This is a genomic window from Enhygromyxa salina, assembly GCF_002994635.1.
GTDB lineage: Bacteria > Myxococcota_A > Polyangia > Nannocystales > Nannocystaceae > Plesiocystis > Plesiocystis salina_B.
In genome coordinates, this window is the sequence record NZ_PVNL01000031.1 from 78361 (window position 1) to 89979 (window position 11619).

Genomic DNA, 11619 nt, shown 5'->3' on the forward strand with positions numbered 1-11619 from the left:
CGGAAGAAGGAAACTGGAGGACAAGCACCGTGCCACGCAAGAAACGCAGGACACTTGCACCGCAACAAGAGGCCGAGGCCGTCAAGATCTGCCAGCGGTCAAGCAAGCCGATCTCTCAGGTGGCTCGAGATCTCGACCTTCCTGAGGGCGCACTCGGGAACTGGGTGAACCAAGCGAAGGTCGACGAAGGTGGCCCCAGCGATGCCGGCCCACTGACGACCGAGGAGCGGGAGGAGCTCAAGCAGCTGCGCAGGCAAAATCGCGAGCTGCAGATGGAGTGGGACTTCTTAAAAACGCCGCGGCCTTGTTCGCCAATAAAGCTCGTAGCGGCTGAGGCCTACGAGCTGATCCACGCGGAGAGGGCCAACTTTCCGATCAAGCTGATGTGCAGGGTCCTCGCGGTGTCGAGGTCCGGCTACTACGCCTCGCTAACCCGAGCGCCATCGATCCGAGCCCATCATGTACCCACCTCGAGCGCCTCGCCAAACTCGACCACACTCGCGCACCGCCGAGTGAGCTGGCCAAACTCGTGCCTCCAAACTGATCGGCGCTCTACAGCGACACGCCCATCGCCTTGCACTCTTTTTTCATCGCCCCACGCCGGATCAGCGTGACCTTGTTGAGCGACGACTTGGCCTTCCCGCCGTCCTTCATCTTGCAGGCCGCGAGCGTCATGAGCTCCGCGGTCTTCGACTTGCTCTTTTGCTTGTAGCTGGCGGCGGCGAGCTTGTAGGCCTCGGCCGCGCTGCCCTTGTTGTAGGCAGACTGCGCCGCGTCGTAGAGCTGTTGGTCGTTGCGGTTGTCCGTCGGCGGTGGCGTGGGCTTGGCGACCGGCTCGGGCTTTGGCTCGGGCTTCGGCTTTGGCTTGGGCGGCGCTGGTTCGTCCTCTTTGACGGATTTTGGCTTGGGCTCCGACTTTGGCTTGGGCTCCGACTTTGGCTTGGGCTCGGCCTCGCCTGTGTCCGTGCCCGTCGTGTCGACGACGATCACGGCGTCCGACTCGGGCTCGCCGTCGCTGTCGGCCTGCGCGAGCTGTTCGGGCTCTGGCTTCGGCGCTGGCTCAGCGGGTTGGACTGGCTCGTCGACCTGCGCGAGATCTGGCTCCTTGGCCTTGTCCTTGGGCTTCTTCGAGGGCAACAACGCGACGATCAGCGTGAGCGCGGCGGCTCCGGCCAAGGCGTACAGCGCGAGCTTGCGCTTGCGCTTTTGTTGGTTCGGGGGAAGATCGTCGAGGACGTCCGCTGGTATCGCCACGTGGACCGTGGGCGCGGACTCGGCCTCGGCGTCGGCGATGATCTCGCTGGCCAACCCGTCGATCAGCGAGGCGGTGTCCTGCGGCCGCACAGGCACGGGAGCGCCCGCGGGATCGGGTGCATGACCGGGCGGCGGAGCCAGGGCTTGCTCGGGCTGGTCGAGCGGCGCCGCTGCGGGGGCCCAATCCGCGGCCGCGTCCACGGGCGGCTCGGGAGCGAGACCGACGGGCGTCTGACGTTGCTTCGGCCGCGGCAGCCGAGCGGGCCGGGGGAGCCCGCGCGGCTCGTCGAGGCCACGTTCACTCGCCTGCGTCGGGTCGGTCGAGTCTGCGACGTCGCGGTCGTCGGCCCTGAGGATCACCGCGGGGGGCTCGTACGGGGCGCCGATCTGTGGCGCCGCCTCGGAGGTTGCAGACGCGGTCTGAGGTGGCGGCGGCGCCTGCTTGGCGTCTTTGCCTGGTCCGGCAGGTGGTCCAACGCGCGCCAGCGAGGGCCTGGTCATCGCGACGGTCTGCGCGGCCTCACTGATCGGCGGCGTGCTCGCGGCGGGCTCAGGCAAGGTCGCAGCCGCAGGCGCGTCGGCGGTGGGATCGTCCGTCGCGTCTGGGGCTCGAGCTTCAACGGTCTCGGGGATCGCAGCCTCAGTCGGAGGCGTCGTGTCGACGGCTGCCGGTTCGTTCGCGGCCTCGACCTCGAGTTCGGCAGCGGACTCGGGCGCTGGAGCGGTTGCGGGTTCGGTGACCTCGAATTCTGGCGCGGACTCGGGCGAGGCCAACGTAGGTGTAGCGAGCGCGGCAGCGACCTCGGGCTCGGGCGCGGCGGCGACCTCGGGCTCCGCGACGGGGTCGGGTGCGGGCTCGACCGTGGCGACATCGACATCGACGCCTTCGTCATCGACCTCGGGCTTGGCCCCCGCGTCATGCGTGCTCGCAGGCTCGGACACCAGCGCGGCCGCGGGCTCGAGCGGGAGCTCGGGCTCGTCGCTCGCCGGCGCGACCGCGGCGAGCTTGGCCGCGAGCTTCTGGCGAGGCTTTGGCGGCAGCTTGGCGGACAGCTTGGGCCTGTCGGCGGGTTTGTCCGCCCCGTCGGCTTGCTCGGCCTCCGCCTTGCGCAGCGCGGCCAGTCGGATCTTCTCGATCAGCGAGTTCGCCGAAGGGAGCGCGCCGCTGCTCGGCGAGGTCGGGCTGGCGCTAGCGAGGGGCTTGCTCGGCAGCGGCCTCGGCTTCGGCTCGACGCGCTTGGGCCCGGGGTCGCTGCTCCCGCGCTGGGAGTTGTTCTCGCCGATCGGCGGAATGACCGGCAGCGGCCCGGTCGTCGGTGGCCGAGGCCCGCCCTTGCGGCCGACCAGTGGTGGCAGCGGCGGTGGCCCGGGCGACTTGAGCTTGGGTCCGGACTTCGCGTTGGTGCCGAGCGTGGGTACGTCGAACAGATCGTCGAGCCCGGCGTCTTCGCCGAGCAGGTCGCCCGCGGGCACCCCGTGTAAAGTCTTCGGCTGCGGGCCGTCGCTGGCGAACCCGGGCAGCGTCGGTGGCTTGTCCGCGCCCGCGCCCGATACGGAAGGGCCGTCGTCCCGCTCGGGATCGACGTTCGAGGGATTCTGGTCGTCGGGCTTCGCCACGAGGTCACCCAGATTGTACCGGTTGTCGCGCCGCCGTGTGTGGCACAGTCGCGGGGTGCGTGTGCACTTGATCGACGGTACCTACGAGTTGTTCCGCAGCTTCTATGGCGCACCACCCGCGACCGGCAGCGACGGCCGGGAGGTCGGCGCGTGCCGGGGGCTGCTGCGTTCGATGCTCTCGCTGCTGCGCGAGCCGGACACGACCCACGTGGCGATCGCCTTCGACCACGTGATCGAGTCTTTCCGCAATGACCTCTACGCTGGCTACAAGACCGGCGAGGGCATGGATCCGGCGTTGTGGGCCCAGTTCCCGCTGGCCGAGCGGCTCGCGGATGCGCTGGGCTTGGTCGTGTGGCCGATGGTCGAGTTCGAGGCCGACGACGCGCTCGCCACTGCAGCCGCGCGCTGGGCCGATGTACAGGGGGTCGAGCAGGTGCTCCTGTGTTCACCTGACAAGGATCTGGGCCAGTGCGTCCGCGGGGATCGAGTCGTGCTGTTCGATCGCCGCCGCAAGGAAATCTACGACGCCGCGGGGATCGAGGAGAAGTTTGGCGTGCCGCCGGCTTCGATCCCGGATCTGCTCGCGCTCGTCGGGGACAGCGCCGACGGGATCCCTGGGATCCCGCGCTGGGGGATGAAGTCGACCGCGGCGGTGCTGAAGGTCTACGGCCACGTCAGCGACATCCCGGATCACGACCTCGCGTGGAGCATCAAGATCCGCGGGGCCAAGGGGCTGGCCAAGAGCCTCCGTGAACAGCGTGCGGACGCCGAGCTGTTTCGGGTCCTGACGACCCTGCGCACCGATGTGCCGCTCGAGCAGCGCGAGCTCGACGAGCTGCGGTGGCGCGGCGCCAAGCGAGACGAGCTCACGCAGATCTGCGAAGAGATCGGTGACGTCGCCGCGCTGTCTCGCGTACCCGCCTGGATTTAGAACGCGCCGCGGGGCACGGGACCGAGGCGATATACTCCCGCGAGCGTGGCCTTTGATGACCAGCTCGGCGACGAGACCCAGCCGGGCATCCTCTCGTCGACCCGGGATCCGCAGGTCGGTGGGTACCCGGCCGGGTCCCGTCGCGGCGTCGAGGTTGCGATCGGTGATCGCCTGGGTGACTACGAGATCGAGCGGCGGCTCGGCGCAGGCGGCATGGGCGAGGTGTTCGCGGCGCGCTCGCTCGCGACCGGCGAGCGGGTGGCGCTGAAGGTGCTGGCCCAGGCTGGCTCGACGGCGCTGTACCGGTTCAAGCGCGAGTTTCGGGCGCTCGCAGACGTCACCCACCCCAACTTGATCGCGCTGCACGAGCTGGTGATCGCCCGCGAGGGTCCGCCGTTCTTCACGATGGAGCTCGTCGATGGGGTGCCGTTCACGGAGTACGTCCGTGGCCACACCCCGGCGGGCCACCTGCCCAACCTCGTGCGGCTCGGTCGCTCGCTCGGTCAGCTGGTCGTCGGCATCCACCACCTGCACCTCGCGCAGTGTCTGCATCGCGACGTGAAGCCGTCGAACGTGCTGGTCAGCCGCGGGGGTAGGGTGGTGATCCTCGACTTTGGCCTGGTCTCGGAGCTCGACGTCATCGACGTGGGCATGACCCGCGACGGCGCGCCGCTCGGGACCCCGGCCTACATGGCGCCCGAGCAGGCGATCGCTGGCAAGACCACGCCCGGTTCGGATCTGTATGCGATCGGCGTGATGCTGTTCGAGTGCCTCACGGGTGAGCTGCCGTTTCGGGGCTCGGCGATCGAGGTCATGATCCACAAGCAGGAGGGCGAGATCCCGGACCCGCGGATGAAGGTCCCGGGCGTGTCGGCGGAGCTGCGATCGATGTGCATGCGCTTGCTCGCGCGCGACCCCGAGAGCCGGCCGAGCGGGCCCGAGCTGCTCGCGGCGTTCGAGCAGATGGACTTCGATCTTGGCCCCGGCAGCTGGTCGGGAGCGGCTGGGATCGGCGCGGGGGTGGGGTTGGCGGCGGGCCCCGGCGGTTCGGGTGTGTTCGCTGGCGCGTCGATGAGCTCGGGCTCGATCGCCAGCGGCGACCCACGGCTGGGATCGCGCGCGCCCTTCATTGGCCGCAAGCGCGAGCTCGCCCAGCTCGGCGCGGCGCTGCGCGACGTCGAAGAGATCCAGGCGGCGGTGACGGTGCACGTCTACGGCGCGAGCGGGTTCGGCAAGTCGGCGCTGCTGGCTCGGTTCTTGGGTCGGGTCCGGCGCAAGCACGACGCGCTGGTCCTGAGCGGTCGCTGCCTCGAGCGCGAGTCGGTGCCCTACAAGGGCGTCGACGCGATCATCGACGCGCTCTCGGTCCAGCTGCGGCGGATGCCCGAGGTCGAGGTCGCGGCCCTGCAACCGCGCGCCCTCGGTCCGCTCACGCGGATCTTTCCGGTGCTCGGCGATGTCTGGTCCAAGCCGGCGTTCCCAGGTCCGGCCGAGGCCACCGAGCTGCGCAGGCAAGGGCTCGCGGCCCTGCGCGAGCTGGTTCAGCGGGTCAGCGATCGTCGGCCCCTGGTCGTGTGTATCGATGACTTTCAGTGGGCAGACATCGACAGCGTGCGCCTGCTGAATTCGCTGATCCGCCCGCCCGACGCTCCGGCGATGCTGGTGTTGCTCGGGTTTCGTGACGACCTCGAGCTCAAGCCGGGCTCGCGCGAGGCCGTCGCCGAGCTGACCTCTGCTGACGCGCTCGAGGGCCGCGACGTGCGTGACCTGCAGCTGGGGCCGCTCGATCAGGGCGACGCGGTGGACCTGACCATGAAGCTGATGGGCGAGGCGGCCGAGCCCACGCTCGCGCGCAGCCTGGTCGAGCAGGCTGGGGCCAATCCGTTTTATCTCGGCCAGCTGGTCCTGGGTGGTCGCGCGCAGGCGGAGGGCGCGGGCAACCTCGACGAGATCGTCGCGCGGCGGCTCGTCGACCTCGATCACGCCCGGCGGACGCTGCTGGCGTTGGTGGCCGCGGCGGGCGGACCGGTGCCGATCGTCGCGCTCGACGGGGTCGAGCTCGAGGGCCCGAGCGACTCGATTGGCTCGATCATCGACGAGCTGTGCGCGCTCGGTCTGCTCACCCGGCCGCGGACCCACGATCCGCACGACCCTCACCAGCAGGCGGACACCAAGACGCTGGATCGATCAGCGTGGGCGGTCGAGACGGCGCACGGCCGGATCCGCGAGGTGGTGCTCAGCGAGCTCGAGCCGGACGAGCTGCGTGGTGTCCATGTCCAGCTCGCGGAGCTGCTCGAGCAGCATGGCGGCGACCTCGAGACCCTGGCCGAGCAGTTTGCCCAGGGCGGCGCGGCCGAGCGCGCGGCCGAGTACAGCGAGCGCGCCGCGGTCCAGGCCGCGCAGGCGCTGGCGTTTGCCCGGGCCGCCGAGCTCTACGAGCGGACCCTCGAGCTGCTGCCTGCGACCGCGCCCGCGGCCAAGCGCCGGGCCCTGCGGCTCGCGCTGGCGCACCAGCTGATCAACCTCGGTCGCGGGGCCTCGGCGTCGGACATTCTGTTGGAGCTCGCGGTCGTCTCCAACCCCGATGAGGGCCGGTCGCTGCGCCAGCGCGCGGCCGAGCAGCTGCTTCGCGCGGGTCGGCTCGACGAGGGCCTGGACCTGAGCCGCACGCTGTTCACCGAGCTGGGCGAGCCGATGCCGCGCGGGTTCTGGGGGGCGGTCTGGATGATCGTTCGCGAGCGCGGTCGGCTGTGGTGGCGCTCGTTGTTTGGTGCCGCGAAGCTGCGGCCGGAAGCCGAGGTCTCTGCGCAGCTGCTGACCCGACTCGACGTGATCGCGAACGTCGCAACTGGCTTGTCGCTGCAAGAGATCATCTTGACCCAGGCCCTCCACGCGCGGGCGCTGGTGCTGGCGCGCGAGGCCGGCGAGCCGCGGCGGCTCGGGATCGTGCTGTCCTACGAGTTCGTGGCCCACGCCGCGGTCGGGCGGACCGAGTCGGCCCGGCGCATGATGATCGAGTGCCGCGAGCTGGCCACCCGGGTCGACGACGTCGAGCTCGATCGAGCGATCGATCTGTCGGAGGCCATGGTCGATTGGTTTGGTGGGCGCATGCCCAAGGCGCGGGCCCGCCTGGCCCACCTGCTGCGCCGGATCGAGGCCTCGCCGGGGGCCGACTGGATTCGGGCCTACGCGGCGATCCGCTACGCCGAGACCTGTGTGTACAGCGGGCAGCTCGGCGAGCTGCGGCGCGAGCTGCCGCGCTGGATCATGACCGCGCGTGAGCACGGCAACCTGCACGAGCTGGCCTCGCTGCATGGCGTCGCCGCCACGGTGTCGCTGTATTTTGACGATCTCGACGGCGCCAAGCGCAACCTCGACGCCGGGCGCGAGTGCTGGGATGCGTCGCGCTACACGGTCCCGGACCTGACCCTGGATCTGTCGGCGGCCAACGTGCTGCTGTACGCGGGTGAGGTCGAACGGGCCCGGGCCGAGGTCGCCTCGGCGGCGGCGAGCGTGCGGTCCTCGGGCATGGGCCGGCTGCCGCTGATCTCGGTGTTGATCGAGCAGGCCCGCGCGCGGGTGGTGCTGTGGTCGGCCGTCCGCGAGCCGAACGATCTCGAGCTGCGCCGCGAGGTCGCGCGTGGGTGCAAGCTGCACCACAAGATCAAAGATCCCCTGCAGCTCGGCGAGGCCCGCATCAACGAGGCGGCGCTGTGCTCGATCATGGGCGACCGCGAGGGCATGCGCAGGTGCTGGCGCGACGCGCAGAGCCACTTCGAGGACAACTCCATGGGGGCGATGCTGGCGGCGGTGCGACTGCGGCTCGCCGGCCAGACCAAGGGCCGCGAGTCGGCCGAGCTCGAGGCGCTCGGTGACGCGTACCTGCGCGAGCAGGGCATCCCCAACCGCGCGCGCTTCTTGGATCTGATCGCGCCGATGCACGACGGCCGCCGCGCGCCGGGGAGCTGATCGGCCCTCGGGCGGGGCTCGAGATAGCCGGAATCTTGGTTGGTCCACGCCGCCACGCTAGCGTGGACCATTGGAGGACTCTGCCGTGTCCCGCCTGCCCGAAACCGACTCCCGCCCCCACCACGCGTTTGAACACGAACACGAGATCGAGCCTGGTTGGACCGGCGGTGACTTCGAATTCGATGATGAGCCTCCGACCGCAGGGCGCGACGCGGAGCCCGGTGAGCGCAAGTGGTTGCTGCTTGGCGCCGGGATCTGCGGGTTGGTCACGGTCGGCGTCGTGCTGGCGCTGAATGTCGGCGCTGGCGCCCCCCCGACTGACAAGCGGCTCGAGCTCCCGGCGACCGCGTTCAACGACGCCTCCGCGGAGCCGCCCGCAGCCGTCGCGCCGGAGCCCGAGCAAGTCTTGGATTCGCGCGACAGCACGCTGGCGGCGAGCCTGGACGCGGCGATCGACTCACCGGATCGCCAGCGCTTTCAGGCCCCACCCGCGCCGCCGCTGCTGACCGACGAGGCCCCGGAGCCGGAACCCGAACCCGAGCCGGAGCCGGAGCCCCGACGGCCGGCGGTGGTCGAGCGTCCGGTGGTCGAGCCTGGCGCGTCGAAGTCCGCGGCGGCGGTCGAGGCTGTCCCGGCCCCGCCGAGCGCGGTCGTCAAGCCCAGCTTGGACGAGCTGCCGAGCATCGAGGACGAGGACGAGTCACCGCTGCCGAGCGTCGAGCTGGTCGGCGAGCCGGCCGAGCCGGCCGAGCCAGTGTCGCCGAGCGAGGACGACCGCGACGAGACCTTCGAGCATCCAGGCGTCGGCGATCAGGCGGCCGCAGGCGCCCAGTCGATCGATCCCGCCCCGCTCGACGACGTGTCGCGGGACGCCCTCCCCACCGTGTTCGAGCGCTGAGCGCGGCCTCGCGCTGGCGGCTGTCACTCAAAGAGCCATAGCTCGACGTCATCGCGCAGCTTGCCGGGCTCGTCGTAGGTCACCGCGTGCGAGGCCGCGTAGACCGGCACGCTCACGACCCGCGCCCCCGGGTTGGCGAGCACGCCGTCTTGATACTCGACCGTCCACTCGCGGGCGTCGGGGTCGACGATCACGCTGGCGACCAGCGCGGAGTAGCTCTCGAGCGCCGCCGGGATCGCCGGCGTATAAATGACCACGTCGTAGGCAGCCTCGGTGATCAGCGTGTCGACAAACACCAGGTTCGACAGGAACAGCTCACCGAAGTGGGGGTCGGCCGGATCGAGGTCGAGCGCGCGCGCGTCGACGCTCCGAAATTGCCCGAGCGCCTCGGCGTTGAAGCTCAAAAAGTAGCGATCCCAGCTGTTGAGCGCCCCGCCGTGGTCGGGCCAGTTGCCCAGCTCAGCGTCGGCGGGGTAGGAGCCAGCGTGGACGAACCGCCACCCCGGCGCCCGCTGGTCCGCCGTGATCCCCATGATCTGGCTTAGCTCCACGCCCAGCAGCGTCTCGGTGGTGTCGACGTCGTTGAGGCGCGCGGCGACCAGGTTGAACACGTCGTTGAGCCAAGACGCGGGCGCCCGGTAGTCGTAGGCGCTGCGACCCTGGCTGCCGATGAAGCTGGTCGCGTTGCCGTACGCGTCACACGGCCCGCCCTTCTCGGCGCAGCTGACATAGTCGACCCCGAGCTCGAGCGCGAACTGTTCGATCACCGAGTCGGGCTGCTCGAATAGCTGGCCGGCCGTGACCTGCTGGACGCTGCCGGTCAGCGCGGGTTGAATCAGGACCTGCCGCCCGAACTGAGCCGCGACGTCCGCGGCCGCGGTGCTGCCGTGCACCGCCAAGTGGTGGGCGCGGATCTCCTGGGCCAGCGCGACGTCGCTGAGCTTGCGGCTGCCGTCTTCATAAGCGTCGGCCCACAGCAGCATGTCGAGCATGATCTGGGCCCGGATCCCCCCGTAGCTCTCGGCCACCAGCACGACCTCGCTCGCGCGCAGGGTTGGGTGCGCGTCCAAGAAGCGCAGCAGCGTGCGCACGAAGTCGGCCGCGTCGCGGTAGCTGTTGAAGCTGGCCACGTCCATCGCCTCGGCGCGCGCGCTCGCGTCGCTGGGCTCATCGAGCAACCCGTACGAGAACCCAGTCTGACGGGCGTCGATCCACAGCAAGTGGGCGAAGCTGGTCCAGCTGTGCGGGTTGTCGGCCACCGTCGCGTCGGGGCCGGTCAGCTTGGGATCGAAGCTCGCCTCGCCCGTGTTCAGGCCCAGCAACATGCCGCTCGACACGCTTGGGCCGCCGTTGAAGAACACGACGAGCGGCGCAGGATCGAGCTGGTCGCGCGCGGGCTGGAACGCCCAGAACTGGCGCGAGGCGGTCGAGCTCATTGCCAGCGCGTCGGGGCCTTGCCCGAGCAGGTAGTCGACGCCCTCGATCTCGATGAAGCCAGCTTCTGGCTCGAGACACGCGCAGATCAGCTGGCCGTCTTCGCAGCTGCACGCCGCACAGGGCGGTGGCGGGCAGGCCTCGCCGGTCTCGGTCTCGGCCGTGTCGGACTCGCTGTCGCCGGGAAGATCGGGTCGCTCGGGCTCGGTGGTGTCGGTGCCGAAGTCGCTCGCCGTCTCGCTGGGGAGATCGTCGATCGCCGAGGACTGCGCGCACGCGCCGAGCAGCAGCGCGGCCGCGAGCGCGCGCATCCGACTCCGATCCCCGCCCAACGCCATCGGCTCCATGCTACCGCCAGAAACCTGCACCCAGCCAAGCCGCGCGAGGCTTGGCCCGCGCCGTGTCTGCGACTAGAATCACCGCCCGATGGGCGAGGCCGCGACCGACAAGCCGTACGAAGATCTCGACGCCGAGGAGCAGGTCGAGGAGATCATGAGCGCAGAGGGTGGCGCAGCCATCATCGACTTCTGGTCGCCGACCTGCGGCCCCTGCATGGCCATGGCCAACGACTTCACGGCCGTCGCTGGCCAGTTCGACGCCGAAGAGGTCCGGTTTTGCAAGGTCAACACGGCGACCCACGGGTTTCTCGCCGCGCCGTTTCGGATCCAGTCGGTGCCCACGATCCTGTTCGTGCTCGACGGTGAGGTGGTCGACGCCGTGGTCGGTCGGATGGACGCCAAGCGACTCGGCAGCCGAGCCGAGTGGCTGCTCAACAAGAAGCGCCGTCGCAGCAAGGGGCTGCTCGGGCGCCTGTTTGGGTAGAGCTTCAGAGCGGCCCTACTTGCACGCGTCGGGCACCGGCTTGCCGCCGGCCTCGAGCGCCATGGTGAAGCCCTTCTTGAACTCCTTGCAGAGATCGTCGCTGTCCGCCATGCCGACGCCGGAGCACGACAGGTTGATGTCCTCCGGGGTCGCCGAGCCCTTCTCGGCCGAGACCATGGCTTCGCAGCACTTCAGCGCGTTGCGGCACTCCTCCGTGTCGTTGCTCAGCCTCAAGCTCGGCTTGTCGGCGTCGGCGGTCTCTTTCTTGTCCTTGTCGCCGGCCGCCTCATCCTTCTTGTCGCAGGCCGCGAGTGACAGCGTCGAGACAGCGACGAGCATCATGATTCCCTGGGTGATTCGCTTCATCGGGCGCGAACATACTCGGAGATGGGGTCGCGGAGCTAGCGAAGGTCGCTCGATGCCGCGTCGCGGGCCGATCGTTGGGCGATCGTCGATCAGCTCTCAGCTTGGGCCAGGATTCTGGCTCACTTGGGGACGACGGCGTGGACTGGTCCGGCGGTTGGAAGCCAACGACTCGTCCCGATTGCGATAGGGTCGGCCATGTCGTCTCTACACGAGCGCCCGCGCATGGTCGCGTGCTGGTCCATCTCGATCGCCGCGGCGTCGTCGTTGTTGTTGGCATGTCAACCGGCAGCCACACCGCCGCCCGAGCCCAACCCGACCGCTGCTGCGG

At 69.9% G+C, this 11619-nt stretch carries 8 protein-coding genes; 5 read left to right on the forward strand and 3 right to left on the reverse strand.

The features are described from left to right. The first annotated feature begins 29 nt into the window (after nucleotides 1-29). Nucleotides 30-614: a transposase gene (locus tag ENSA7_RS46075; protein ID WP_181233300.1), complete on the forward strand. Its 585-nt coding sequence runs from the start codon at nucleotides 30-32 to the stop codon at nucleotides 612-614. Here ENSA7_RS46075 and ENSA7_RS43275 read toward each other — a convergent pair. Then, nucleotides 553-2871, reverse strand: coding sequence for a hypothetical protein (locus ENSA7_RS43275; protein WP_181233302.1), 2319 nt, complete (start codon nucleotides 2869-2871; stop codon nucleotides 553-555). The two genes, ENSA7_RS46075 and ENSA7_RS43275, sit on opposite strands and share 62 nt — an antisense overlap. A 55-nt stretch (nucleotides 2872-2926) precedes the next feature. On the opposite strand from ENSA7_RS43275, the gene ENSA7_RS06560 reads away from it, so the two are divergent. The 3 genes from ENSA7_RS06560 (at nucleotide 2927) to ENSA7_RS43280 (ending at nucleotide 8669) form a co-directional block, all read left to right on the forward strand. Then, the gene (locus ENSA7_RS06560) at nucleotides 2927-3802 is read left to right on the forward strand and encodes a 5'-3' exonuclease (protein ID WP_106088344.1); all 876 of its coding nucleotides are present in this window, start codon (nucleotides 2927-2929) and stop codon (nucleotides 3800-3802) included. 45 nt (nucleotides 3803-3847) lie between these two features. After that, nucleotides 3848-7771, forward strand: a complete 3924-nt coding sequence (locus tag ENSA7_RS06565) for a serine/threonine-protein kinase (RefSeq protein WP_106088345.1) — start codon at nucleotides 3848-3850, stop codon at nucleotides 7769-7771. An 85-nt stretch (nucleotides 7772-7856) separates the two neighbouring features. After that, the gene (locus ENSA7_RS43280) at nucleotides 7857-8669 is read left to right on the forward strand and encodes a hypothetical protein (protein WP_106088346.1); all 813 of its coding nucleotides are present in this window, start codon (nucleotides 7857-7859) and stop codon (nucleotides 8667-8669) included. Nucleotides 8670-8692: 23 nt separating this feature from the next. Here ENSA7_RS43280 and ENSA7_RS06575 read toward each other — a convergent pair whose 3' ends face one another. Further along, entirely contained in the window at nucleotides 8693-10441 is a 1749-nt protein-coding gene (locus ENSA7_RS06575; protein WP_181233304.1) for a S10 family serine carboxypeptidase-like protein, read from the reverse strand. Nucleotides 10442-10529: 88 nt separating this feature from the next. Here ENSA7_RS06575 and ENSA7_RS06580 point away from each other — a divergent pair, with 88 nt between their 5' ends. Further along, nucleotides 10530-10925 carry a thioredoxin family protein gene (locus ENSA7_RS06580; RefSeq protein WP_219907922.1) on the forward strand — a complete coding sequence of 132 codons (396 nt, stop codon included), beginning with the start codon at nucleotides 10530-10532 and terminating at the stop codon, nucleotides 10923-10925. Between the two features lie 15 nt (nucleotides 10926-10940). On the opposite strand, the gene ENSA7_RS06585 is transcribed toward ENSA7_RS06580, so the two are convergent. Next, nucleotides 10941-11291, reverse strand: a complete 351-nt coding sequence (locus ENSA7_RS06585) for a hypothetical protein (RefSeq protein ID WP_106088348.1) — start codon at nucleotides 11289-11291, stop codon at nucleotides 10941-10943. Between the last annotated feature and the right edge of the window lie 328 nt (nucleotides 11292-11619).

What these genes read in the sequence shown, in the direction of transcription:
- ENSA7_RS06585 (WP_106088348.1), bottom strand. Translation starts at nt 11,291, where the DNA reads ATGAAGCGAATCACCCAGGGAATCATGATGCTCGTCGCTGTCTCGACG.
- ENSA7_RS06575 (WP_181233304.1), bottom strand. Translation starts at nt 10,441, where the DNA reads ATGGCGTTGGGCGGGGATCGGAGTCGGATGCGCGCGCTCGCGGCCGCG.
- ENSA7_RS06580 (WP_219907922.1), top strand. Translation starts at nt 10,530, where the DNA reads ATGGGCGAGGCCGCGACCGACAAGCCGTACGAAGATCTCGACGCCGAG.